The organism is Rugamonas rivuli, assembly GCF_009380165.1.
GTDB classification, from domain to species: domain Bacteria; phylum Pseudomonadota; class Gammaproteobacteria; order Burkholderiales; family Burkholderiaceae_D; genus Rugamonas; species Rugamonas rivuli.
Window position 1 is genome coordinate 533172 of record NZ_WHUF01000002.1, and the last position, 23323, is coordinate 556494.

Annotated in this window: 27 protein-coding genes; 20 read left to right on the forward strand and 7 right to left on the reverse strand. The window is 61.8% G+C overall.

Annotated elements, in window-relative coordinates:
* The first annotated feature begins 3 nt into the window (after positions 1–3).
* The 10 genes from GEV01_RS07525 to GEV01_RS07570 are packed head-to-tail and all read left to right on the forward strand — an operon-like array spanning position 4 to position 7737.
* Entirely contained in the window at positions 4–1260 is a 1257-nt protein-coding gene (locus GEV01_RS07525; RefSeq protein ID WP_008450511.1) for an IscS subfamily cysteine desulfurase, read from the forward strand.
* Between the two features lie 25 nt (positions 1261–1285).
* Positions 1286–1675, forward strand: a complete 390-nt coding sequence (iscU, locus tag GEV01_RS07530) for a Fe-S cluster assembly scaffold IscU (RefSeq protein ID WP_008450509.1) — start codon at positions 1286–1288, stop codon at positions 1673–1675.
* Between the two features lie 48 nt (positions 1676–1723).
* Positions 1724–2047, forward strand: coding sequence for an iron-sulfur cluster assembly protein IscA (gene iscA / locus GEV01_RS07535; protein WP_008450508.1), 324 nt, complete (start codon positions 1724–1726; stop codon positions 2045–2047).
* A 6-nt stretch (positions 2048–2053) separates the two neighbouring features.
* Positions 2054–2569, forward strand: coding sequence for a Fe-S protein assembly co-chaperone HscB (hscB, locus tag GEV01_RS07540; protein WP_152803097.1), 516 nt, complete (start codon positions 2054–2056; stop codon positions 2567–2569).
* Between the two features lie 56 nt (positions 2570–2625).
* The gene (gene hscA, locus GEV01_RS07545) at positions 2626–4506 is read left to right on the forward strand and encodes a Fe-S protein assembly chaperone HscA (RefSeq protein WP_152803099.1); all 1881 of its coding nucleotides are present in this window, start codon (positions 2626–2628) and stop codon (positions 4504–4506) included.
* A gap of 20 nt (positions 4507–4526) precedes the next feature.
* Positions 4527–4868: an ISC system 2Fe-2S type ferredoxin gene (gene fdx, locus GEV01_RS07550; protein WP_008450501.1), complete on the forward strand. Its 342-nt coding sequence runs from the start codon at positions 4527–4529 to the stop codon at positions 4866–4868.
* A gap of 1 nt (position 4869) precedes the next feature.
* Positions 4870–5064: a Fe-S cluster assembly protein IscX gene (gene iscX, locus GEV01_RS07555; RefSeq protein WP_008450499.1), complete on the forward strand. Its 195-nt coding sequence runs from the start codon at positions 4870–4872 to the stop codon at positions 5062–5064.
* Positions 5051–5941 carry a class I SAM-dependent methyltransferase gene (locus GEV01_RS07560; protein ID WP_070268751.1) on the forward strand — a complete coding sequence of 297 codons (891 nt, stop codon included), beginning with the start codon at positions 5051–5053 and terminating at the stop codon, positions 5939–5941. Before iscX ends, GEV01_RS07560 begins: the two co-directional genes overlap by 14 nt.
* A gap of 21 nt (positions 5942–5962) precedes the next feature.
* A complete protein-coding gene (ltaE, locus tag GEV01_RS07565) occupies positions 5963–6985 on the forward strand; it encodes a low-specificity L-threonine aldolase (protein ID WP_152803101.1) in 1023 nt (340 codons plus the stop codon).
* Positions 6982–7737 (forward strand): rRNA pseudouridine synthase, encoded by a 756-nt coding sequence (locus tag GEV01_RS07570; protein ID WP_152803103.1) that lies wholly within the window; start codon positions 6982–6984, stop codon positions 7735–7737. The genes ltaE and GEV01_RS07570 overlap by 4 nt, the downstream gene beginning before the upstream one ends.
* Here the strand turns inward: GEV01_RS07570 and GEV01_RS07575 are convergent, their stop codons facing one another.
* The 5 genes from GEV01_RS07575 to GEV01_RS07595 are packed head-to-tail and all read right to left on the reverse strand — an operon-like array spanning position 7738 to position 12206.
* Complete coding sequence (locus tag GEV01_RS07575; RefSeq protein WP_152803105.1) at positions 7738–9882, reverse strand: prolyl oligopeptidase family serine peptidase; 2145 nt, start codon at positions 9880–9882, stop codon at positions 7738–7740.
* Positions 9883–9933: 51 nt separating this feature from the next.
* Positions 9934–10443, reverse strand: a complete 510-nt coding sequence (locus GEV01_RS07580; protein ID WP_328595454.1) for an RDD family protein — start codon at positions 10441–10443, stop codon at positions 9934–9936.
* Between the two features lie 7 nt (positions 10444–10450).
* Positions 10451–11194: a DUF3106 domain-containing protein gene (locus tag GEV01_RS07585; protein ID WP_328595455.1), complete on the reverse strand. Its 744-nt coding sequence runs from the start codon at positions 11192–11194 to the stop codon at positions 10451–10453.
* A 47-nt stretch (positions 11195–11241) separates the two neighbouring features.
* Positions 11242–11640, reverse strand: coding sequence for a DUF3619 family protein (locus tag GEV01_RS07590; RefSeq protein WP_152803111.1), 399 nt, complete (start codon positions 11638–11640; stop codon positions 11242–11244).
* Entirely contained in the window at positions 11637–12206 is a 570-nt protein-coding gene (locus tag GEV01_RS07595; protein ID WP_008450484.1) for an RNA polymerase sigma factor, read from the reverse strand. The genes GEV01_RS07590 and GEV01_RS07595 overlap by 4 nt, the downstream gene beginning before the upstream one ends.
* Before the next feature lie 510 nt (positions 12207–12716).
* Here GEV01_RS07595 and GEV01_RS07600 point away from each other — a divergent pair.
* From GEV01_RS07600 to ilvC, 3 genes are read left to right on the forward strand one after another with little or no spacing between them, the layout of a single operon-like run.
* Entirely contained in the window at positions 12717–14459 is a 1743-nt protein-coding gene (locus GEV01_RS07600; RefSeq protein WP_152803113.1) for an acetolactate synthase 3 catalytic subunit, read from the forward strand.
* 1 nt (position 14460) lies between these two features.
* A complete protein-coding gene (gene ilvN, locus GEV01_RS07605; protein WP_008450481.1) occupies positions 14461–14952 on the forward strand; it encodes an acetolactate synthase small subunit in 492 nt (163 codons plus the stop codon).
* A 31-nt stretch (positions 14953–14983) separates the two neighbouring features.
* Entirely contained in the window at positions 14984–16000 is a 1017-nt protein-coding gene (gene ilvC / locus GEV01_RS07610; protein WP_152803115.1) for a ketol-acid reductoisomerase, read from the forward strand.
* A gap of 44 nt (positions 16001–16044) precedes the next feature.
* Here the strand turns inward: ilvC and GEV01_RS07615 are convergent, their stop codons facing one another.
* Positions 16045–16542 (reverse strand): hypothetical protein, encoded by a 498-nt coding sequence (locus tag GEV01_RS07615; protein ID WP_152803117.1) that lies wholly within the window; start codon positions 16540–16542, stop codon positions 16045–16047.
* A gap of 92 nt (positions 16543–16634) precedes the next feature.
* On the opposite strand from GEV01_RS07615, the gene GEV01_RS07620 reads away from it, so the two are divergent.
* Together GEV01_RS07620 and GEV01_RS07625 are read left to right on the forward strand one after the other, a co-directional pair.
* Positions 16635–16919, forward strand: coding sequence for a ribbon-helix-helix protein, CopG family (locus tag GEV01_RS07620; protein ID WP_152803119.1), 285 nt, complete (start codon positions 16635–16637; stop codon positions 16917–16919).
* 1 nt (position 16920) lies between these two features.
* Positions 16921–17214: a type II toxin-antitoxin system RelE/ParE family toxin gene (locus tag GEV01_RS07625; protein WP_152803121.1), complete on the forward strand. Its 294-nt coding sequence runs from the start codon at positions 16921–16923 to the stop codon at positions 17212–17214.
* 233 nt (positions 17215–17447) lie between these two features.
* Here GEV01_RS07625 and GEV01_RS07630 read toward each other — a convergent pair whose 3' ends face one another.
* Positions 17448–18332 (reverse strand): prolipoprotein diacylglyceryl transferase, encoded by an 885-nt coding sequence (locus GEV01_RS07630; RefSeq protein WP_235914274.1) that lies wholly within the window; start codon positions 18330–18332, stop codon positions 17448–17450.
* Positions 18333–18488: 156 nt separating this feature from the next.
* Between GEV01_RS07630 and GEV01_RS07635 the strand changes: the two genes are divergently transcribed.
* The 5 genes from GEV01_RS07635 to aroQ all read left to right on the forward strand — a co-directional run bounded on the left by GEV01_RS07635 (position 18489) and on the right by aroQ (position 23253).
* Entirely contained in the window at positions 18489–19256 is a 768-nt protein-coding gene (locus GEV01_RS07635; RefSeq protein WP_152803125.1) for an SIMPL domain-containing protein, read from the forward strand.
* A gap of 67 nt (positions 19257–19323) precedes the next feature.
* Entirely contained in the window at positions 19324–20094 is a 771-nt protein-coding gene (locus GEV01_RS07640) for an SIMPL domain-containing protein (protein WP_152803127.1), read from the forward strand.
* Positions 20095–20198: 104 nt separating this feature from the next.
* Positions 20199–21071 carry a CDP-diacylglycerol--serine O-phosphatidyltransferase gene (gene pssA, locus GEV01_RS07645; RefSeq protein WP_152803129.1) on the forward strand — a complete coding sequence of 291 codons (873 nt, stop codon included), beginning with the start codon at positions 20199–20201 and terminating at the stop codon, positions 21069–21071.
* A gap of 59 nt (positions 21072–21130) precedes the next feature.
* The gene (locus GEV01_RS07650) at positions 21131–22678 is read left to right on the forward strand and encodes a 2-isopropylmalate synthase (protein ID WP_152803131.1); all 1548 of its coding nucleotides are present in this window, start codon (positions 21131–21133) and stop codon (positions 22676–22678) included.
* A gap of 68 nt (positions 22679–22746) precedes the next feature.
* On the forward strand, positions 22747–23253 hold the full coding sequence (gene aroQ / locus GEV01_RS07655; protein ID WP_235914275.1) for a gamma subclass chorismate mutase AroQ: 507 nt from the start codon (positions 22747–22749) through the stop codon (positions 23251–23253).
* Positions 23254–23323 lie beyond the last annotated feature (70 nt).

The window sequence follows — 23323 nt, forward strand, 5'->3', positions numbered from 1 at the left end:
CAGATGAATGCCCCAGAAAAAAACATCGCGCCAGTGAAGTTCCAGACCGCCCCGCATTTCCCGATCTACATGGACTACTCGGCCACCACGCCGATCGATCCGCGCGTTGCCGACATGATGATTCCTTACCTGCGCGAGCAGTTCGGCAATCCTGCGTCGCGCAGCCACATGTACGGCTGGACGGCGGAAAAGGCGGTGGAAGAGGCACGCGGCCACGTCGCGGCCCTGGTCAATGCCGACCCGCGCGAAATCATCTGGACCTCCGGCGCCACCGAGTCGAACAATCTGGCGATCAAGGGCGCGGCGCAGTTCTACAAAACCAAGGGCAAGCACATCATCACCGTCAAGACCGAGCACAAGGCTGTGCTGGACACGGTGCGTGAACTGGAGCGCGTCGGTTTCGAAGCGACCTACCTGGAACCGCAGGACAACGGCCTGATCACCATCGAGCAGCTGACCGCCGCCATCCGTCCGGACACCATTCTGGTTTCCGTCATGCTGGTCAACAACGAGATCGGTGTGATCCAGCCTATCGACGAAATCGGCACGCTGTGCCGTTCGAAGGGCATCATCTTCCACTGCGACGCCGCACAAGCGACCGGCAAGGTGGTGATCGACCTGCAAAAAACCAAGGTCGACCTGATGACCTTCACCGCGCACAAGACCTACGGCCCTAAAGGCATCGGCGCGCTGTACGTCTGCCGCAAGCCACGCGTGCGCATCGAAGCGCAAATGCACGGCGGCGGCCACGAGCGCGGCCTGCGCTCCGGCACCCTGCCTACCCACCAGATCGTCGGCATGGGCGAAGCCTTCCGCCTGGCGAAAGTGGAAATGGACAGCGAGATCGCCCGCATCAAGGGTCTGCGCGACCGCCTGGCCACCGGCCTGCAAGAGATCGAAGAAACCTACATCAACGGCGACATGGAACACCGTGTGCCGCACAACCTGAACGTCAGCTTCAACTACGTCGAAGGCGAGTCGCTGATCATGGCCGTGAAAGACCTGGCCGTATCGTCCGGTTCGGCCTGCACCTCGGCTTCGCTGGAGCCATCGTATGTGCTGCGCGCGCTGGGCCGCAGCGACGAGCTGGCACACAGCTCGATCCGTTTCACCATCGGCCGCTTCACCACCGAAGAGGACATCGACTTCGCCATCAACCTGATGAAGTCCAAGGTACACAAACTGCGTGAGCTGTCGCCACTGTGGGACATGTTCAAAGAAGGCATCGACATCAGCTCGATCCAATGGGCAGCCCACTAATTTTTAAGATTACAGGAGCATCAAAATGGCTTACTCGGAAAAAGTGTTGGACCACTACGAAAATCCACGCAACGTGGGCGCGTTCGAAAAGGGCGATGAAACCGTCGGCACCGGCATGGTCGGCGCACCGGCATGCGGCGACGTGATGAAGCTGCAAATCAAAGTCGGCGCCGATGGCCTGATCGAAGATGCGAAGTTCAAGACCTACGGCTGCGGTTCGGCCATCGCTTCCAGTTCGCTCGTGACCGAATGGGTCAAGGGCAAGACGCTGGATCAGGCGCTGGCCATCAAGAACACCCAGATCGCTGAAGAACTGGCGCTGCCGCCAGTGAAAATCCACTGCTCGATCCTGGCGGAAGACGCCATCAAGGCAGCGGTACTGGACTACCAGACCAAGCACCCAGTCGCGGCCTAAGTCTGTTTTACACCGGCGGCGCATGTCGCCGCCGGTACGGAGAATCAAATGGCAATCACCCTGACCGAAAAAGCAGCCAAGCATATCAACCGCTACATCGAACGCCGTGGTAAAGGCGTCGGTTTGCGTTTTGGCGTGCGTACCACCGGCTGCTCGGGCCTGGCCTACAAGCTGGAATACGTGGACGAAATCGCGGAAGAGGACAGCGTCTTCGAATCGCATGGCGTGAAGGTATTCGTCGATCCGAAAAGCCTGCCGTACATCGACGGCACCGAGCTCGATTTCGCGCGCGAAGGCTTGAACGAAGGCTTCAAGTTCCATAACCCGAACGAGAAAGACGCTTGCGGTTGCGGCGAAAGCTTCCGCATCTGATAAGCCATGCAAAATCACTTTGAGCTGTTCAATCTGCCGCAGCAGTTTGCCGTAGACGCGGGGGCGCTGGACAGCGCCTACCGCGACGTGCAGAGCCGCGTTCATCCCGACAAATTCGTCAATGCCACCGACGCCGAAAAGCGCGTGGCGATGCAGTGGGCCACCCGCGCCAACGAAGCCTACCAGACCCTGAAGAATCCGCAGAAGCGCGCGCAGTACCTGTGCGAGTTGAATGGCGTCGATTTGCAGACCGAGTCGAATACGGCGATGCCGATGGCCTTCCTGATGCAGCAGATGGAGTGGCGCGAAGAACTGGGCGACGCCCGCGCCGCCAAGGACAGCGACGCGCTGGACGCGCTGGACAAGCAGCTGCGCAACGAGCGCAAGGCGCGCCTGGCTGATATCGAACAGCAGATCGGCGGCGGCGATTTCCACGCGGCGGCGCAAGGCGTGCGCGCGTTGATGTTCCTTGAAAAATTCGGCGAAGAAGTCCGCTTCGCCTTCGAAGCAATCGAAGCCTGAGCGCCGCGCCTCGTGCGCGCACCCTCAGCAGACAAGATAAGAATACAGGTCCATCCATGGCACTTCTGCAAATCTCCGAACCAGGCATGTCCACCGCACCGCACCAGCATCGGCTGGCGGTAGGTATCGACCTGGGCACCACCAATTCGCTGGTCGCCACGGTGCGCAACAGCATTCCAGAAGTGCTGAACGATGAGGATGGCCGCCCGTTGCTGCCGTCCGTGGTGCGCTATCTGCCGAACGGCCATGCCAACATCGGCTACAAGGCGCAGGCCGCCCAGACCACCGATCCGAAGAACACCATCGTTTCCGTCAAGCGCTTCATGGGCCGCGGCCTGGCCGATATCGCCTATGCGGAAAACATGCCCTACGATTTCCAGGACACCCCTGGCATGGTGCAGCTGAAGACCATCGCCGGCATCAAGAGCCCGGTCGAGATCTCGGCGCAGATCCTGGCCACGCTGCGCCAGCGCGCGGAAGATTCGCTGGGCGACGATCTGGTGGGCGCGGTCATCACCGTGCCGGCGTACTTCGACGACGCGCAGCGCCAGGCTACCAAAGATGCGGCGCAACTGGCCGGCATCAACGTGCTGCGCCTGCTGAGCGAGCCGACCGCCGCCGCCATCGCCTACGGCCTGGATAACGGTTCGGAAGGCCTGTACGCCGTCTACGATCTGGGTGGCGGCACCTTCGACATCTCCATCCTCAAATTGAGCAAGGGCGTGTTTGAAGTACTGTCCACCGGCGGCGATTCCGCGCTGGGCGGCGACGACTTCGACCACCGCCTGTTCTGCTACATCCACCAGCAGGAAAAACTGGCGCCGCTGTCGGACGAAGACACCGCCGTGTTGATGGTCAAAGCGCGCGAAGCCAAAGAACAGCTGTCGACCAAAAACGATGTGACCGTCGACGCCATCCTCGGCTCCGGCGAAGAAGTGCATCTGAAGATCACCGCCGAGACCTTCCAGGAGATCACCAAGCACCTGATCGACAAGACCATGAAGGCCATCAAGAAAGCGCTGCGCGACGCGAACGTCGATGCGGACGATGTCGATGGCGTGGTCATGGTCGGCGGCGCGACGCGCATGCCGCACGTGCAGCGCGCGGTCAGCGAATACTTCCACACCATCCCGCACGCGAACATCGATCCGGACAAGGTCGTGGCGCTGGGCGCTGCCGTGCAAGCCAATCTGCTGGCAGGTAACCGCGCGCCGGGCGACGACTGGCTGCTGCTGGACGTGATCCCGCTGTCGCTGGGTATCGAAACCATGGGCGGCCTGGTCGAGAAGATCATTCCCCGTAACTCCACCATCCCTTGCGCCCGCGCGCAGGAGTTCACCACGTTTAAAGACGGCCAGACCGCGCTGGCGGTGCATGTACTTCAGGGCGAACGTGAGCTGGTATCCGATTGTCGTTCGCTGGCGCGCTTCGAGCTGCGCGGCATTCCGCCGATGGTGGCCGGCGCGGCGCGCATCCGCATCACCTACCAGGTGGATGCGGACGGCTTGCTGTCGGTATCCGCACGCGAGCTGCGCTCCGGCGTGGAAGCATCGATCACCGTCAAGCCGGCCTACGGCTTGGGCGACGACGACGTTGCGCGCATGCTGCAAGATTCGTACAAATCCGCCGATACCGACATGGTCGCCCGCGCACTGCGCGAAGAGCAGGTCGAGGCCGAGCGCATCATCCTGGCCACGCAGTCGGCGCTGTATGAAGACGCGGGCTTGCTGTCGGACGAAGAGCGCGTTGCGGTCGACGCCTTGATGAACAAGGTGCGCGACGTGGTCGCGCAATCGCAGACCGGCGCAGCCGATCACGCGGCGGTGAAGTCGGCCGTCGAGGCGCTGGCGCACGGCACCGAAGAATTCGCATCGCGCCGCATGGATCGCAGCGTGCGCAGCGCACTGGCCGGCAAGACGCTGGACCAGGTAGTTTAAACAAAACCTAGAGGTTACAAGTGCCACAAATCGTATTCCTGCCCCACGCAAAACTGTGCCCGGACGGCGCCGTCGTTGAAGCCGAAGTCGGCAAGACCCTGTGCGACATCATGCTCGAAAATGACATCCACATCGAGCACGCCTGCGAGAAGTCCTGCGCCTGCACCACCTGCCACGTGCTGGTGCGCGAAGGCTTCAACTCGCTGAGCGAAGCCAGCGAGACCGAAGAAGACCTGCTGGACAAAGCCTGGGGCCTGGAAGCCGTGTCGCGCCTGTCGTGCCAGGCCGTGGTCGCGAACGAAGACCTGGTCGTCGAGATCCCGAAATACACCATCAATCACGCAAGCGAAGGCGGGCACTGATATGAAATGGACCGACATCACCGCGATTGCGGAAGCGCTCTACGATAAGCATCCGGACATCGATCCGCTGACTATCCGCTTCACTGATCTGCACAACTGGATCGTCGACCTCGAAGAGTTCGACGACGACCATACGCGCGGCGGTGAAAAGGTTCTTGAAGCGGTACAGCAGGCGTGGATCGATGAAGCCAAGTAAGCAAGCCACCAAGATCGGCGCCACCGTCACCGGCGCCGACAACATGCCGGAAATCCGCGAAGGCCAGACCGTCGCGCTGCTGCAAGAGCTGCACATCCTGACCCGCGACGGCAAGATGAACCAGGACAGCCGCCGCAAACTGAAACAGGTCTACCACCTGTACCAGTTCATCGAACCGCTGCTGAAGGAAGTGCTGGCCGGGAAGGACAGCGTATCGCTGGTCGACCACGGCGCGGGCAAGTCCTACCTGGGTTTCATCATCTACGACCTGTTCTTCAAGGCGTTGGGCGATAACTCGCACATCTACGGCATCGAGACCCGCGAAGAGCTGGTGGCCCGTTCGCAGGAACTGGCCAAGCAGTTCAACTTCCCTGGCATGTCCTTCCTGCCGCTGTCGGTGGCCGAGTCCACCGAATCGAAGCTGCTGCCGGAGCAGATCGACGTCGTCACCGCTCTCCACGCCTGCAACACGGCGACCGATGACGCCATCCACTTCGCGTTGAAGAAGAAGGCCAAGTACATGGTGCTGGTGCCGTGCTGCCAGGCGGAAGTCGCGTCGGTGCTGAAGAAGAACAAGGGCAAGTCGCTGGCCAAGTCCGCGCTGACCGAGATCTGGCGCCACCCGATCCACACGCGCGAATTCGGCAGCCAGATCACCAACGTGTTGCGCTGCCTGCAACTGGAGGCGCACGGCTATCACGTGAACGTGACCGAGCTGGTAGGCTGGGAGCATTCGATGAAGAATGAGCTGATCATCGCCACGTACAAGAACCTGCCGCGCCAGCGTCCATCGGAGCGGCTGCAGGAAGTGCTGGAGACATTGGGGCTGGAGGAGATGGGCAACCGCTTCTTCACCGAACAGGTAGCTAAACAGTAAATCGAAAAGGGTGACGGAACGATGAGTGAGCTGAACGAAAAATGGTTGGACCTCCGCAGCGACACCATCACCCGCCCCAGCGCGGCGATGCGCGCTGCGATGAATGCAGCGGACGTCGGCGACGATGTCTACGGCGATGACCCTACCGTCAACCGCTTGCAGGAATACGCGGCCGATTTGTTCGGCTACGAGGATGCGCTGTTCGCGCCGTCCGGCACGCAGAGCAATCTGCTGGCGTTGCTGGCCCACTGCGGCCGCGGCGACGAATACCTGGTCGGGCAGGAAGCCCATACCTACCGCTACGAAGGCGGTGGCGCCGCGGTGCTGGGCAGTATCCAGCCGCAGCCCATCATCAACCAGCCTGACGGCAGCATCGCGCTGGCCGACATCGAAGCCTATATCAAGCCTGACGATTTCCACTTCGCCCGCAGCAAGCTGCTGGCGTTGGAGAACACCATCGGCGGCCGCGTGCTGAGTCTCGATTACCTGAAGCAGGCGACCACGCTGGCGCACGAGCGCGGCCTGGCCACGCACCTCGACGGCGCGCGCGTCTGCAACGCCGCCGTCAAGCTGGGTGTGAGCCCGCGTGCAGCAGTCGCCGGCTTCGATTCGGTTTCCGTGTGCCTGTCCAAAGGCTTGGGCGCGCCTATCGGCTCCGTCCTGTGCGGCAGCAAGCCATTGATCGCCGAGGCGCGGCGCTGGCGCAAGATGCTGGGCGGCGGCATGCGCCAGGCCGGCATGATCGCGGCGGGCGGCATGTACGCCTTGCAGCACAACTTCACGCGGCTGGCGGAAGATCACGACAACGCCGCCTACTTCGCGGGCGAGCTGGCCAAGCTGAAAGGCATCAAGGTCAGCACGCCGCAAACCAATATTTTCTACGTCGATATCCCGGCCGATACCTGCCGTGCTTTGAACGACGTGCTGCAACTGACCCGCATACGCGTATCGATGTCGCCGCACCTGCGCATCGTCACGCACATGGATGCATCGCGCGAGGACATCGACCGCGCCATTACCGTTTTTGGAGATTTTTTCGGATGACCGATACCACCGCCGATAGCAGCACCGATAACACCGTCCGCCTGGCCAAGCGCCTGTCGGAGATGCGCCCTTGCTCGCGCCGCGAAGCCGAACTCTATATCGAGGGCGGTTTCGTCAGCGTCGATGGTGTTGTGGTGGAAGAGGCGGGCGCCCGCGTGACGATGGAACAGCAGATCGTGGTCGCACCGGATGCCACCTTGTTCGAAATCCTGCCGGTCACGATACTGCTGCATAAACCGGTGGGCGCTAACGGTGGCATCGGCAAGGACGGCTCGCCGGCCGTGCATCTGCTGAACCCTGCCTCGCTGACGCGCTCCGCGCCGGGCCAGCGCTTCCTCAAGCGCCACCTGGTCAACCTGACCTTGACCACGCCGCTGGAAACGCATGCTAGCGGCCTGCTGGTGTTCACGCAGGACTTCCGCGTCAGCCGCAAGCTGGTCGACGAAGCGGCCAAGATCGAGCACGAGATCATCGCCGAAGTGACCGGCGATATCATGGAAAACGGCCTGGCGCTGTTGAACCACGGCCTGCCGTTCAACGGCAAGCCGCTGCCGCCGATGAAGGTCAGCTGGCAGAATGAGAACCGTCTGCGCTTCGCGCCGAAGAACCCCAAGCCGGGTCAGATCGAACATATGTGCAAGCTGGTTGGCCTGACCGTGGTGTCGCTGAAGCGCATCCGCGTCGGCCGCATCGCGATGTCCAGCCTGCCGGTAGGCGAGTGGCGCTACCTGCAGGCTCACGAGCGCTTCTGATTACTTCCCTGTCGTCTGCGACAGGATGAAGGCGTAGGTATCCGCCGCTTCGACATCCTGCTGTGCGCGGGTCGAGCCCATGCCGTGGCCGGCGTCGAAGTCCACCCGCAGTATTACCGGCTTGCCGCTGGCCGTTGCGGTCTGCAGACGGGCCGCCATCTTCGCCGGATGGAACGGCGCCACACGCGGATCGGTCACACCGGTGGTCAGCATGATGGCCGGGTACTTGGCGCCATCTGCCACCAGTTGGTAGCTGTCGATGCTCTTCAGCGCCTTGAAGCCGGCCGGATCGGCAATCGCACCCCATTCAGGTTCTTCACCATAGCCGTTCTGTTCCGCCACGTAGCGCAGCGGATTGTGCCAACCCACTCCCGATACCACGGCCGCAAACAGGTCCGGACGCTCTTCCAGTGCGCGGCCCATGGTGATGCCGCCCGCCGAACGGCCGCCGATCGCCAGGTTCTGCGGCGAGGTGTAGCCTTTTGCGTTCATGTCCTCGCACACGGCGATCAGATCGCGCCAGGTGTTCGGCTTGTTTTCCAGCTGGCCGGCGCGGTGCCACTGGCGTCCGAACTCGCCGCCGCCGCGCACATTGGCGTAGCCGACGATGGCGCCCTGGTCTGCCAGTGCCAGCGTGCGGCCGGCGAACGACGGCGTGTACGCGGCCGAGCCGTAGCTGCCGTAGGCCGAGATGAAGGCCGGATTTTTGCCATCGAGCTTGATGCCCTTTTTGTAGATCAGGCTATACGGAATCTGCGTGCCATCCTTGGCGGTGGCGTAGCGGCGTTCGGTGGTGTAGGCGCTGGTGTCGATAGCCGGCTTCGGCGTGATGCCGGTGTCGACTACCTTGCCGTCGGCGCCCACGCTCCAGATGCCGGCAGGTTCCAGCCAGCCGGTCAGCACGGTCAGCACGCCCGCCGCAGCCGGATCGGCTTCGACGGCGCGCAGCGTGCCTTCGAAGGGCAGGGCGATGGTGGTCAGCTTGCCGTCGTTGCCCAGGCGTTGCAGCGTGCTCGGGCCGCCGTCCATCGCCCGCAGGTACAGGCCGTCCTTGGCGCGCGTTATGCCTTGCAGGACCAGTTTCGATTCCGGCACGACCTCGGTGGCCTTGGCCAGCGACGGTGCGCTGGCCGAGGTTTTCAGCAGGCGTCCGCGCGGATGGTCCTTGGTCGACAGCAGGTACAGATTGTCGCCGTCCAGGTCCAGGTTGGTGATCTCGTCGGCGAAGTCGGCCACCACCTGCCACTTGGCTTTGCCCTTGATGACGTCGCGCAGCGGCGCGGCGTAGATGCGCTTCTCGGGACGCACATCGCTCAGAATCAGCAGCGCGGTGGCCGAGTGCAGCGCGGTGCCGATGGAGGGCGCCTGGATGTTTTCATACTTCACCGCAGGGTCGAGGCCGCGCTTCATCAGCAGCGGGTCTTTGGCGGGATCGGTGCCCAGCTTGTGGAAGCGGGCCACCGAATCGAGGTAGCGCTCGGGCGTGTTGTTCTTGCCGGTCAGCTGGTTGTAGAAGAAGCCGGAGCTGTCGTCCAGCCAGTTCGGATCGGCCCCCTGCGTGTCGGCGATGCGTTCCTTGAGGATGGCGCCGGTGCGTACGTCCATGATCTGCAAGACCGAGTCTTCGCTGCCGTCCTTGGACAGGCCGTAGACCAGCTTGCTGCCGTCCGGCGAGGCTTGCCACCAGTCCAGCGAAACGTGGCTGGTCTTGGTGTCGAGCTTGGTCGGGTCGACCAGCACGCGGTCCTTGCCGCTGTTTTTGCCGACCTCGCGCACGAACAGCTTGAAGTTGTTGGCGCCGGCCGGGCGCTGCTGGTAGAACAGACGGGCGCCGGCTTTCTGTATGCGCGACGGCGTGGCGACGTCGCCGGACAGTTGCTGGATGCGGGTCAGCAGCACATCGCGTTTCGGCAGCGCGTCCAGCACACCGCGCGCATGGGCGTTCTGTTGTTTGAGGTAGGGCAGCCAGTCGGGATCTTTGTCGTTTTCCATCCAGCGATAGCGGTCGACCACGGTTTCGCCGAAGTAGGTATCGGCGACGGGTTCAACCCGCGCAACGGGCGCGGCGGGAATGTCGGCCGCGAACGCGGCGGAGACTGACAGGGCAAGGACTGCCCCGTACATCAAACGAACAGCTTTGGTCATGTGCTACCCCCTGTGGCAAAAGTCCTATTCTGCCACAGAAGATTGCAAGAATTACACTGCGGGTACGGCCTTCTTTTTCTTTTCCGGCGGCGGCAGCTGGACCAGGCGGGTGCCGGTCAGTTTGTCGTGCAGGAACTGGCGGTCCTTGTCGAGGAAGGCCGTAAGCGACCACAGCAGGATGCCGGCGCCGACCGCGCCCAGCGCCTGCCAGCGGTGCAGGTCCAGCACCAGCGACAGCAGCAGCGCCGGCAGCACCCACATCCAGCTCAGCAGGTAGCGCACGGCGGCGGTCTGCAGCGACAGGTGGGCGTGGCCGGGACGGACCAGCTGCAGGCGCCAGGTTTTCATTGCCAGCGTCTGGCCGTCGCGGCTCCACTGGTGGATGAAGTAGGCGCCCAGCACCAGGAAGGCCAGCGCCTGACGCATGTGCTCGGCGGTAGGCGTGTGGCTGGCGTGGGTGGCGAATTCAAAAATCAGGAAGGGCAGGAACAGCACGGCAAAGCCCAGCAGGGTTTCGTAGACCATCGAAATCAGACGGCGTTTGATGGTCGGTACGGTCACAGGCGGCTTATTTGACATTGCTGCTGGCAGGCTGGGCGGGTGGAGAGGAGGCGGGCGTGACGGCAGGCGCGATCACCGGCGCCACGTTCGATGCGTTGGGTATTGCTGCGCCGGTGGCGGGATCGATGCCGGGCGCGGCGGCAGGCGTGGCGCCTGCGGTGGCCGTCGTCGCAGCTGGCGACGTGGCAGGGCCGCCGCCGGTGGTCGGCACGGCGGGCTTGATCGGCGCCACGGTTTTCAGCTTGCTCTGCGCGGGCGTAGGCAGGTTGGCGACCTGTTTCTTCATCGCCGCCTTGGCTGCTAGCTCCTGTTTCTGTTCCTCCGACAGCTGCTGGTAGGATTCCCACTGCGTGGATTTCTGCGACGGGTCGATCTTCTGCGCGCGCGTGAAGTTCTGGCGCACCTGGCGGCGCTCGTCCGGCGTCATCTTGACCCATTCGCGCATGCGTTCCTGCACGCGGGCCTGCTCGTCCGGCTTCATCGAGTTGTAGCGCTTGACGATGCCCAGCCATTTCTGTTTGCGGATAGGCTCCATCTGGTCCCACTCGGGCGCCAGCGGCTCCAGCGCCTGCTGCTGCGCGGGCGTCAAATCCTTCCACATGGTTTTTTCCGGCGACTTGGCCGACGCGCGCTTGCCCGCCGCTGCGCCGGGCAGGGCGCCGGCGGCGGAAGCTTGTTGCGCGGCAGGCTGTGCCGGCGTGTCAGAGTTGCTGCAGCCGATCAGGGCACTTGCCGCTGCTACCGCTAACACCACCGTTCCTGCGCCCCATTTTGCGCGACCGCTCAATGCCATGCTGGTTACTCGCTTTGGGTCAGGTAGGCGTTAAAACCGTGGTCCAGGTAGGCGGACAGCGGCAATTCGTCGGACAGCACGGCGGCGTCGAGCTCGGCCAGGTCGGCAACGCGCTGTTCCTGCTCGTACTGGTAGATGCCGGCCAGGCCGCCGACCAACACCAGCAATGGCAGCGCCACGCTCATGCGGGTCATCCAGGAGAACGAGAAGAAGCCGCCGGCCGTCGCCAGCCCGGCCTTGGTGGCGCGCACCTTCATCGGCGCCTCCACATGCGCCTTTTTACGGGCGAGCGCCAGCTTGCGCGCCTGAGCCAGGCGGTCTGTGGTCGATGCAGGCAGATCGTCCAGCTTTTCATTGAGCGCGTGGCGCACTTTGTAAGCGAAATTCAGATCGTCGGTATTCATAGTGTTATTCCCAAGGCTTTTAGCGACTCCGCGAGTGTATGTGTTGCACGTGAGCAATGTGTCTTCACGCTCCCTTCGGAACACCCCATCGCTTCGGCTGTTTCAGCCACGTCCATGTCCTGCCAATAACGCATAAGGAAGGCTTCTCGTTGACGTGCCGGAAGCTTTTGTACTTCGGCATCGATCAAAGACAGCATTTGCTGGCGCTCGACCTTGTCTGCGCTCGATTCGGAAGCCTCGGTTCCGTCTTCGGCGGCATAGGATTCGAGTATATCAAAGTCCTCATTCTCACCGCCCGAGGGGGCCATGCCCGAGAACAGGCTGACCCAGGTGTTGCGGACCTTTTCCCTGCGGAAATAATCGAGGATGGTGGTTTGCAGGATGCGCTGGAACAGCATTGGCAGCTCGGCGGCCGGCTTGTCGCCGTATTTTTCGGCGAGTTTGATCATCGCGTCCTGCACGATGTCCAATGCGGATTCGTCCTTGCGCACTGCGTAGACGGCTTGTTTAAAGGCACGCCGCTCGACGTTTTCGAGAAAGTCGGATAATTCTTTGTCTGTGGCCATGCGTCGGGTGTGGATACTGCCGGAAAAGCCGGCGCTGGGCCGCTAGGTGGCGGCTCGTGAACTGAGCGCATGCTAGCAAAAATTAGCCATTTCTGCATGGTTTTTGCGGCTTTGACGATGCAAAATGCACCGCATCGGGGATATTTTCGATATTTCACTTGCCCAAACGGGGGCGCCGGGTGTACCGTATGGGACGCTTTGAACACCCCGAAGCTCTATGGTCTGGTCGCAGCAGGCACACAACGCCGCAATCGACGAGACGCGCTTTCATATGTCAGCAGTTTGCTCTAACCCGTGCCACAAGCGCGAGAGGTACGCAGAACCGCTACAGACAGATCCAGCCAAACGAGAGTTTGCAGCTAGCACTGCTTTGCACGTCACTACGGTTGACGGAAGAGGCAGGTGTGACTGCAGAAAAAAAGGGAAGCAGGGCAAAGCTGTAGAGGTGGGCCTACTTCGTTAGGAAAGAGCATCCGATCAATCTCCTATGGACCTTGAAAGGAATGTTTCATGAATACCGAAGCAACCGCATCACAAGGAGCGAACACGCTCACAGGCGCTGAAATACTGGTGCGCTGCCTGGCCGAGGAAGGCGTAGAGCACGTCTTTGGCTATCCGGGCGGAGCCGTACTGTATATCTACGACGCCATCTTCAAGCAAGACAAATTCCAACACGTCCTCGTGCGTCACGAACAGGCCGCAGTGCATGCCGCCGATGCGTACTCGCGCAGCTCGAACAAGGTTGGTGTCGCGCTGGTCACGTCCGGTCCGGGCGTCACCAATGCCGTGACAGGTCTTTCCACCGCTTACATGGATTCCATCCCCATGGTCGTGATCTCGGGCCAGGTGCCTAGCCACGCCATCGGCCAGGATGCCTTCCAGGAATGCGACACGGTCGGTATCACCCGTCCCGTGGTCAAGCACAATTTCCTCGTCAAAGACGTCAAGGATTTGGCGGAAACCGTCAAGAAAGCCTTCTTCATCGCCCGCACCGGCCGTCCAGGCCCCGTGCTGGTCGACATCCCGAAGGATATCTCGATGCACAAGACGACGTACTCGTACCCGAAAGAGGTCGAGATGCGTTCGTACAAACCGGTCGACAAGGGCCACTCCGGCCAGATCCGCAAGGCAGTCCAGCTGCTGCTGCAAGCCGAACGCCCGATGATCTACACCGGCGGCGGCGTGATCCTGGCCAATGCCTCGCCCGAGCTGAACAGGCTGGTCGACAAGCTGGGCTTCCCGGTCACCAACACGCTGATGGGCCTGGGCGCCTACAAAGCGTCGAGCGAGAATTTCGTCGGCATGCCCGGCATGCACGGCACCTACGAAGCGAACATGGCGATGCAGCACTGCGACGTCCTGATCGCCATCGGCGCCCGCTTCGACGACCGCGTGATCGGCAACCCGAAACACTTCGCCTCCAACCCGCGCAAGATCATCCACGTGGACATCGATCCATCGTCGATCTCCAAGCGCGTGAAGGTCGACATCCCGATCGTCGGCAACGTCAAGGACGTGCTGATCGAATTCCTGGCCCAGCTCGACGCTGCGGACGCCAAGCCGAACGCGCCCGCGCTCAAGGACTGGTGGAAGCAGATCGGCGAATGGCGCGGCCGCGATTGCCTGAAGTATCCGACCTCGGACCTGGTGATCAAGCCGCAAGCCGTGGTGCAGAAGCTGTGGGAAGTGACCAAGGGCGACGCCTTCATCACCTCCGACGTCGGCCAGCACCAGATGTGGGCCGCGCAGTACTACCCGTTCGACAAGCCTAAGCGCTGGGTCAACTCGGGCGGTCTGGGCACGATGGGCGTGGGCCTGCCGTACGCCATGGGCGTGCAGATGGCCAACCCGGACGCCACCGTCGCCTGCATCACCGGCGAAGGTTCGATCCAGATGTGCATCCAGGAACTCGCGACCTGCAAGCAATACCATCTGACGCCGAAGATCATCATGTTGAACAACCGCTTCCTGGGCATGGTACGCCAGTGGCAGCAGATCGACTACGGTTCGCGCTATTCCGAGTCCTACATGGATTCGCTGCCGAACTTCGAGAAGCTGGCGGAAGCCTATGGCCACGTCGGCATGCGCATCGAGAAACCGGGCGACGTCGACGGCGCGCTGCGCGACGCCTTCGGCATGAAAGACAAGCTGGTCTTCATGAACTTCATTACCGATCAATCGGAAAACGTCTGGCCGATGGTGAAAGCGGGCAAAGGGCTCTCTGAAATGCTGTTGGGTTCGGAGGACTTATAACATGCGACACATTATCTCTGTTTTGCTGGAAAACGAAGCCGGCGCGCTGTCGCGCGTGGTAGGCCTGTTCTCGGCCCGCGGCTACAACATCGAAACGCTGACCGTGGCGCCGACCGAAGACGCGACCTTGTCGCGGATGACCATCGTCACCACCGGTTCGGACGACATCATCGAACAGATCACCAAGCACCTCAACCGTTTAATTGAAGTGGTGAAGGTGGTCGATCTGACCGAGGGCCAGCACATCGAACGCGAACTGATGTTGATTAAGGTGCGCGCGGTGGGCAAGGAGCGTGAAGAGATGAAGCGCACGGCGGACATCTTCCGCGGCCGCATCATCGACGTCACCGAAAAGACCTACACGATCGAACTGACCGGCGCCAAGAGCAAGCTCGACGCGTTCATCGACTCGATCGACCGCGCCTCCATTCTGGAGACGGTACGTACCGGCGGTTCCGGCATCGGACGCGGCGAACGCATCCTCAAAGTTTAAACAAATTCAAAAATACTACTAAGGAAATACCATGAAAGTTTTCTACGACAAAGACGCTGACCTCTCCCTCATCAAGGGCAAAAACGTTGCCATCATCGGCTACGGTTCGCAGGGCCACGCCCACGCGCAAAACCTGAGCGACTCCGGCGTCAACGTGACCGTCGGCCTGCGCAAGGGCGGTTCTTCGTGGAACAAGGTTGAGAAAGCCGGCCTGAAAGTGGCGGAAGTGAACGACGCGGTCAAGGCCGCCGACGTCATCATGATCCTGCTGCCGGACGAGAACATCGCCCAGGTCTACAACGAAAACGTCGCGCCGCACGCCAAGCAAGGCGCGGTACTGGCCTTCGCCCACGGCTTCAACGTGCACTACGGCCAAGTCGTGCCGCGCGCCGACCTGGACGTGATCATGGTCGCACCGAAGGCCCCAGGCCACACCGTGCGCGCTACCTACACCCAGGGTGGCGGCGTGCCGCACCTGATCGCCGTGTACCAGGACAAGTCCGGCATCGCCCGTGACATCGCGCTGTCGTACGCATCGGCCAACGGCGGCGGCCGTGCCGGCATCATCGAAACCAACTTCCGCGAAGAGACTGAAACCGACCTGTTCGGCGAACAGGCTGTTCTGTGCGGTGGCGCGGTCGAGCTGATCAAGGCCGGCTTCGAAACCCTGACCGAAGCGGGCTACGCTCCGGAAATGGCTTACTTCGAGTGCCTGCACGAACTGAAGCTGATCGTCGATCTGATCTATGAAGGCGGCATCGCCAACATGAACTACTCGATCTCGAACAACGCCGAATACGGCGAGTACGTGACCGGTCCTAAGGTCGTCACCTCGGCCACGAAGGATGCGATGCGTCAGTGCCTGAAGGACATCCAGACCGGCGAGTACGCCAAGTCCTTCATCCTGGAAAACAAGGCAGGCGCTCCGACCCTGATCTCGCGCCGTCGTCTGACGGCCGAGCACCAGATCGAAGAAGTCGGCGCAAAACTGCGCGCGATGATGCCTTGGATCGCCAAGAACAAGATGGTCGATCAATCGAAGAACTAAGCTTCATCTTCGATGCAAAAAAAGCCGGCGCGAGCCGGCTTTTTTTATTCGTCCCAGCGTTGCTCGTTCATCAGCGCATCAAAGCGCTTAAGCGCTGGCAGGGCCTCGCCTTTGCCTTCGAACGTGAAATAAAACATTGCGTTCTCGGAGGCCAGCAGATACTGGATGAAATAATATTTTCCGAACATGCGGGAAGACTCTGACGCCGATGAGTAAGCAGTTTTCCCTTCCGGCACAGGGAACTCTTCGACTGCACGTACTACGAGTTTGCCGTTGCGGCTGGCCACGTCTTTCAGGACGCCCTGTGCAAACGCGTGCGCGTCTTCCCTGGCCGTGGTGGTCTTGTTCGGCAGGGCGCGGGCTATCGTCACCATCATCTTTTCGCCATCCGGTCCCTTGCCTTCCATCGGCCGCCTGGCCGAGTCGAGCGTCCAGGTCGACGGCAGTTGCAGGTGCAGCGGTGGCGCATCGACGGTCTGGGCCTGGGGCAAGCTGGCGGCGACCAGCAGCAGGAAGGTAAGTGCGGCGCGAAGTGGAATCATATTTTAATGACATTAATGGTTAATGCTTAACTGTAGCACGGCAACAATGTGTAGCACATATGTGCTACATTTAAATGGAAAAGGAGGTTTTCATGCCAACTACAACAATACGTTTGCCCGATGAGTTGAAGGCGCGCGTTACCAGTGCCGCCGAACGGACGGGGAAAACACCTCACAGTTTTATTCTTGAAGCCATAGCTGAAAAGGCGGAGCTGGAGGAGCAGCGCGCCAGTTTCGAGGCCGAGGCCGATGTGAGGTTTGCCAATCTATTGGAAACCGGAAAGACTATACCTTGGGCTGATATGCGCCGGTATATCGAAGAGCGCGTTGCAGGGATTTCAGCACAACGCCCTGTAGCAAAAAAAAGGCGAGGCTGAATTGACGCGCATCGAGTTTGCGCCCGAGGTTGCAGAGGACCTGGATCGCATCATCGAGCATGTCGGGCACTCTGCATCCGGGGAAGCTGCTGCCCGCATTAATGAAATTGTCCAGGCGATCGAAGTTCTGGCACACAGCCCTTTGATTGGCAGGCCGACGGCAGGTGGCAAGCGAGAACTCATCATCGGCCGCAAGGGCCGAGGGTATGTCGCGCTATACCGATTTGTCGACCAGCTCGACACTGTGTACATACTCGGTATCCGCAGCCAGCGTGAAGCAGGGTATGCGCGGTAATTTTTTTATACGATATAAATCATTTTTTTTGACCTGAGCTGTGATTCCAACATGCGGAGAATATCAGCTTTTCTGACGATGTCCGGCGACTGCTGCCGACCGTGTATTCATGCTTTGATCGATGATCAGCAGTTGGACAGGCTTGAGTCTATTGTTCCGCCAGCGTTTCAGCGAGGGGATGTGCTGCCGAACTTGAACGAGGTGTTTCACCAAACTCTTCGGCAGGCTTGGTCCTAAGGGCATGTATGCTTGCCAGCGCCGGCCTCCGCACTTGCGCGCTGGCTGAGGATTGCGGCACCTATGGCGCCCAGCGCGATCAACGCTACCGCGATGATCTCCGCCTGGGTGGCATGCAGGCCTGCGACATTGAACACGGGATTGACGCGGATCTGCTCGATCAGCAAACGCTCCACGCCGGCCAGCACCAGATACACCGAGAACAGCCAGCCGATGCGGAACGCATGCTTGCGCAACGCCCATAGCACGGCGAAGCACAGCAGCGCCATCGCCGTTTCATACATCGGCGTCGGATACACGCCGGGCAAGGCGATCAGCTCGCCGTAGATGTTGTTGTCGTAGGTTTGCGTCCACAGCCAGGTCGGCAGCCACTCCGGCTTCAGCGCCATGTTGGCGGCGATGCCCCAGTCGCCATCGCCCGAAACCTGACATCCGATGCGGCCGATCGCATAGCCGATCATCATCGCCGGCGCTGCCGCGTCCAGCAGCGGACGCACCGGCAAACGCCAGCGCCGCACGCACACCATGCCTGCCAGCGTGCCCAGGATCAGGCCACCGAAAATGCTCAGGCCCGAACGCGTGAAGATCATGCCCATCGGATCGGCGGCAAACTGGTCGGTATGTTCCAGGATATGGAACAGGCGGGCGCCGAGCACGCCGGCCACCATCACCACCACCATGAAATCGCTGACCACATCCTGCGGCGGCATATCGGCGCCGCGCACGCGCGCCGGCCCGATCTTGCCCGCTTCGTACAGGCGTTGCAGCTCCGCGCGGAATAGCGCGCCGGCCACCAGTGCGCCCAGCGCCACGAACAGGCCGAAGGTCGCCAGCGGCAGCGGCAGGTCGATGCCGGCCCAGGCCTTGATAACGTCACTCAAATACGGATACGACATGGCAGCTTTCGAAAGTGATTGAATCCGGCGGCAACTTTAGCACATGGGACTTTGTTACAAACACTCACCATGTCTTACAGGTCTCGGCGGCAATTTCAGGTAAAGTTCGTCTTGTTGTAATTTTAATTTTTGGAGCCCGCAATGACCGTCATGAAAACTATCGCCGCAGCCGCTGCCGCCTCCTTCGCGCTCGCCGCGCACGCCGCCCCGCTCGAATCGCTGCCTACCACCGGCACGCTGGTCGTGGTGCCGGCCTTCGGCGAAGTCAAACACGCCAACGATCAAGCGGTCGCCACCCTGGCGATCGAAGAGCAGGACAAGGACAAGGCCGCCGCCGCTTCGCGCGTCAACCTGAAAATGAAGCAGGGCCTGGACATCGTCAAGAAAGAAGACCCGAGCGCCAGCCTGAAAACCCAGGGCTACTACACCTATCCCGTGTACCCGGAAGACCGTCCGACGCCGAACGGCCAGTCGTCCAAGCCGCGCGTGCCGACCGCCTGGCGCGTGGGTCAGTATCTGGAAGTGACCACGACCAATCTGGAAAAACTGCCTAAAACCGTGGCCGCCGCACAAAAGATCCTGACCCTGAACGGCCTGCAATTCGGCCTGACGCCGGAAACCACCCGTCAACTCGACGACCAGCGCATCGCCGCCACCTACAAGAACCTGAACGAGCGCATCAACTCGATCGCCGGCGCCATGGGCCGCAAGGTCAGCGACGCCGTGCTGGACACCATCGACTTCGAAGGCTCGGGCAACTACGCCCAGGAACGCATGGGCGGCGCACCGGCGCCGATGATGATGCGTTCGGCCAAGATGATGGATAGCGCCGAAGTGGCGGAACCTAGCTTCGAACCGGGCGAAACCACGCTGCAAATGAACGTGGTGGGCAAGGTACGATTCAAGTAAGTCTATGCGCGGCGGCGTGCGCTGAGGTACAGTTGCGATTGCTTTTATACCAATCACGGAGTATGCAATGACTGTAATGAAACATCTGGCTGCCGCCGCCATCACCGCCTGCGCTTTGTCCGCGCAGGCGGCTCCGCAGGAATCCCTGCCGACCGCCGGCGCCCTGGTGGTCGTCCCCGCATTCGGCGAAGTCCGCCACGTCAATGACCAGGCCGTTATCACCTTGTCCGTCGAAGAAGTCGACAAGGACAAGGCGGCCGCAGCCTCCCGCGTCAATCAGAAGATGAAGCAGGGGCTGGAGATCGTCAAGCAGGAAGATCCCCAGGCCAGCCTGAAGACCCAGGGCTACTACACCTACCCAGTCTATCCGGAAGAACAGCCGCAGCCGCTGAACGGCCAGCCGCGCAAGCCGCGCGTGCCGACCGCCTGGCGCGTGGGGCAGTCGCTGCAAGTGACCACCGTCAACCTGGCCGGCCTGCCGAAAACCGTGGCCGCCGCCCAGCGCACGCTGTCGCTGAACAATCTGCACTTTGGCCTGGCGCCGGAGACCACCCGCAAGCTGGACGACCAGCGCATCGCCGCCACCTACGCGAACCTGACCGAGCGCGTCAACTCGATCGCCCGCGCGATGGGCCGCAAGGTCGGCGACGCCGTGATCGATACCATCGATTTCGAGGGTTCGGGCAATTACCAGGACCGCGTCAACGTCACGGGCTCGTCGCGCGTGGCGATGGCGATGGCCGGCAGCTCGCCGCCGCCTCCGGTGGAGGAACCCAGCTTCGAACCGGGCGAAACCACGCTGCAGATGCGGCTGGTAGGCAAAGTGCGCTTCAAATAAGCGAACCTGGGCAGAATAGGGGGATGGCTCGCCATCCCCTTTTTTATGGGCGGCTCCACTATAATGATGGCGCAACATGACCAGTTAATCAGAAACGGAACCCTATGGCCAAATTCCCCCGCCGCCGAGCCAAGAACGGCGTAGCCCAAGGCAAAACGCCCCAGATGTCGCGCTTCAGCCGTTTTGCCCGCCGCGCCCGGGGCGAAGACCTCGACCGGCCGCGCCATCGCGGGATCTATCTGCTGCCGAACGCTTTCACCACCGCCGCGCTGTTCTGCGGCTTCTACGCCATCGTCATGGCGATGAACCAGAAATTCGAACACTCGGCCTGGGCGATCTTCATCGCCATGGTGCTGGACGGCCTGGACGGCCGCGTCGCCCGCCTGACCAACACCCAGAGCGAATTCGGCGCCCAGTACGACTCGCTGTCGGACATGGTGTCCTTCGGCGCCGCACCGGCGCTGGTGATCTACGAATGGTCGCTGCGCGGCCTGGGCAAGCTGGGCTGGATCGCCGCCTTCGTCTACTGCGCCGGCGCCGCGCTGCGCCTGGCCCGCTTCAACACCAATATCGAAGTGGTCGACAAGCGCTTCTTCCAAGGCCTGCCATCGCCGTCGGCCGCCGCGCTGGTGGCCGGCTTCGTGCTGCTGATGGTGGACCAGGAAGTGTCCGGCCTCGAACTGCGCTGGGTCTCGTGGAGCATCGCCGTGTTCGCCGGCCTGACCATGGTGACGAACGTGCCGTTCTACAGTTTCAAGGATGTGAACTTCCGCAAATCGGTGCCGTTCATCGCGGTGTTCCTGATTGCGCTGGTGTTTGCGCTGGTGTCGATCGATCCGCCCAAGGTGCTGTTCCCGATCTTCATCGCCTACGGCCTGTCGGGCTACGCGGTATCGGCGTGGCGGCTGGCCAAGGGCAAAAAGGTCAGCCTGATCCAGACCGACGAACACTCCAGCGACCCCAGCGAGCGGCGCTAACCGGCAAGGGCGGTAGGCCCTGAGAATTCAAGCAACGAAGCATCAGCCACGGAGCTATCATGAGCAACTCATCCAACCGCCTCATCATCTTTGACACCACCTTGCGCGACGGCGAGCAATCGCCGGGCGCGTCGATGACGAAAGACGAAAAAGTCCGCATCGCCAAGCAGCTGGAGCGCTTGCGCGTGGACGTCATCGAAGCCGGCTTCGCGGCCGCCTCGCAAGGTGACTTCGAGTCCATCAAGGCGATCGCCTCGGTGGTGCGCGAATCGACCATCTGTTCGCTGTCGCGCGCCAACGACCGCGACATCTCGCGCGCCGCCGAAGCGCTGGCGCCGGCCGAACGCAAACGCATCCACACCTTCATCGCCACCTCCAAGCTGCACATGGAGATGAAGCTGCGCATGCTGCCCGACCAGGTGCTGCTACAGGCGCGCAACGCCGTGCGCTTCGCCCGCCAGTTCACCGACGATATCGAATTCAGCCCGGAAGACGGCAGCCGCTCGGACGAGGACTTCCTGTGCCGCGTGCTGGAAGGCGTGATCGAAGAGGGCGCGACCACCATCAACTTCCCGGACACGGTAGGCTACGCGGTGCCGGAGATTTTCGGCGAAACCATACGCCGCCTGCGCGAACGCATACCCAATTCCGACAAGGCCATCTGGTCGGTGCACTGCCATAACGACCTGGGCCTGGCCGTGGCCAACTCGCTGGCCGGCGTGATGATAGGCGGCGCGCGCCAGATCGAATGCACCATCAACGGCCTGGGCGAACGGGCCGGCAACACCGCGCTGGAAGAGGTGGTGATGGCGCTACGCACGCGCGGCGGCTACTACAACCTCGACGTCGGCATCGACACCACGCAGATCGTTGCCGCGTCCAAGATGGTGTCGCAGATCACCGGCTTCGCCGTGCAGCCGAACAAGGCGGTGGTGGGCGCCAACGCGTTTGCGCACGCTTCCGGCATCCACCAGGACGGCATGCTGAAATCGCGCGAGACCTACGAGATCATGCGCGCCGAGGACGTGGGCTGGACCGCCACCAAGATCGTGCTGGGCAAGCTGTCCGGCCGCAACGCCTTCAAGCAGCGCTTGCAGGAACTGGGCATCGACCTGGAATCGGAAGCGGAAGTCAACGCCGCCTTCGTGCGCTTCAAGGAGCTGGCCGACCGCAAGTCCGACATCTTCGACGAAGACATCCTGGCGCTGGTGTCGGACGAAGAGCAATCGCATGAGAGCGAGTACTACCGCTTCATCTCGCTGTCGCAACAGTCGAACACCGGCCACACGCCGAGCGCGAAAGTGGTGTTCACGATCGACGGCGAGGAGCATGTGTCCGAAGGCCGGGGTGACGGGCCGGTCGACGCCACCGTCAACGCCATCGAATCGGAAGTGGGCAGCGGCGCGGAGCTGGTGCTATTCTCGGTCAACGCCATCAGCACCGGCACCCAGTCGCAGGGCGAGGTGACGATGCGCTTGTCGAAGGAAGGGCGCATCGTCAACGGCGTCGGCGCCGATCCGGACATCATCGTCGCTTCGGCCAAGGCCTATCTGTCGGCGCTGAACAAGCTGCACTCGAAGATCGAGCGCGTCAATCCGCAGCCCTGATGCAGATACGCACGCCCTATACATATTGCATGAGGCTAGTCGCCTTGCTTGGGTTGCTGCTTGTCTGCATGATGGCAAGCGCCCAGGTCGACACCGAGCTCAGGGGATTGGAGCCGTTGCGGCTGGCGATCGATCAGCGCCTGCTGCTGGCGCAAGCCGTGGCGCGCGCCAAATGGAATGTGCAAGCGCCTGTTGAAGACCTGGGGCGCGAAGCGCAGGTCATCCAGGCTGCCGTGAAGGAGGGGGGCGCGCTAGGCCTTTCCAGCGCGTGGATCGAGACGGTGTTTCGCGCGCAGATCGAGGCGTCTAAAACCGTGCAGCGGGAGTTGTTCGCTCAATGGAGCGCGCAACACGCCGGCAAGTTTGATGACGCTCCCGATCTCGCCAAGACCGTACGCCCCGAACTCGACCGGCTCTCCACGCAGCTGCTGCGGTCCATGGCCGACAATCAGGCGGTGCTGAACGACGAGTCGCGAAAAGCCGATGTGGCTCGCGCCATGCGCTTGCTTGAAGCGAGGACGCTCAGTCCACGGGCGGCTACGCAAGCGCTGGCGCCATTCTCCACGCCCAGGTGAATGCGCTGTAAAGATGCGCCTTCTTCGCTGCGGTCTGCATTGGCAATATGATACTATTGTCAATTATTCC

Coding starts and splice junctions, on each gene's coding strand:
- GEV01_RS07525 (WP_008450511.1), top strand. CDS start 4: ATGAATGCCCCAGAAAAAAACATCGCGCCAGTGAAGTTCCAGACCGCC.
- iscU (WP_008450509.1), top strand. CDS start 1,286: ATGGCTTACTCGGAAAAAGTGTTGGACCACTACGAAAATCCACGCAAC.
- iscA (WP_008450508.1), top strand. CDS start 1,724: ATGGCAATCACCCTGACCGAAAAAGCAGCCAAGCATATCAACCGCTAC.
- hscB (WP_152803097.1), top strand. CDS start 2,054: ATGCAAAATCACTTTGAGCTGTTCAATCTGCCGCAGCAGTTTGCCGTA.
- hscA (WP_152803099.1), top strand. CDS start 2,626: ATGGCACTTCTGCAAATCTCCGAACCAGGCATGTCCACCGCACCGCAC.
- iscX (WP_008450499.1), top strand. CDS start 4,870: ATGAAATGGACCGACATCACCGCGATTGCGGAAGCGCTCTACGATAAG.
- GEV01_RS07560 (WP_070268751.1), top strand. CDS start 5,051: ATGAAGCCAAGTAAGCAAGCCACCAAGATCGGCGCCACCGTCACCGGC.
- ltaE (WP_152803101.1), top strand. CDS start 5,963: ATGAGTGAGCTGAACGAAAAATGGTTGGACCTCCGCAGCGACACCATC.
- GEV01_RS07570 (WP_152803103.1), top strand. CDS start 6,982: ATGACCGATACCACCGCCGATAGCAGCACCGATAACACCGTCCGCCTG.
- GEV01_RS07575 (WP_152803105.1), bottom strand. CDS start 9,882: ATGACCAAAGCTGTTCGTTTGATGTACGGGGCAGTCCTTGCCCTGTCA.
- GEV01_RS07590 (WP_152803111.1), bottom strand. CDS start 11,640: ATGAATACCGACGATCTGAATTTCGCTTACAAAGTGCGCCACGCGCTC.
- GEV01_RS07595 (WP_008450484.1), bottom strand. CDS start 12,206: ATGGCCACAGACAAAGAATTATCCGACTTTCTCGAAAACGTCGAGCGG.
- GEV01_RS07600 (WP_152803113.1), top strand. CDS start 12,717: ATGAATACCGAAGCAACCGCATCACAAGGAGCGAACACGCTCACAGGC.
- ilvN (WP_008450481.1), top strand. CDS start 14,461: ATGCGACACATTATCTCTGTTTTGCTGGAAAACGAAGCCGGCGCGCTG.
- ilvC (WP_152803115.1), top strand. CDS start 14,984: ATGAAAGTTTTCTACGACAAAGACGCTGACCTCTCCCTCATCAAGGGC.
- GEV01_RS07615 (WP_152803117.1), bottom strand. CDS start 16,542: ATGATTCCACTTCGCGCCGCACTTACCTTCCTGCTGCTGGTCGCCGCC.
- GEV01_RS07620 (WP_152803119.1), top strand. CDS start 16,635: ATGCCAACTACAACAATACGTTTGCCCGATGAGTTGAAGGCGCGCGTT.
- GEV01_RS07635 (WP_152803125.1), top strand. CDS start 18,489: ATGACCGTCATGAAAACTATCGCCGCAGCCGCTGCCGCCTCCTTCGCG.
- GEV01_RS07640 (WP_152803127.1), top strand. CDS start 19,324: ATGACTGTAATGAAACATCTGGCTGCCGCCGCCATCACCGCCTGCGCT.
- pssA (WP_152803129.1), top strand. CDS start 20,199: ATGGCCAAATTCCCCCGCCGCCGAGCCAAGAACGGCGTAGCCCAAGGC.
- GEV01_RS07650 (WP_152803131.1), top strand. CDS start 21,131: ATGAGCAACTCATCCAACCGCCTCATCATCTTTGACACCACCTTGCGC.
- aroQ (WP_235914275.1), top strand. CDS start 22,747: ATGATGGCAAGCGCCCAGGTCGACACCGAGCTCAGGGGATTGGAGCCG.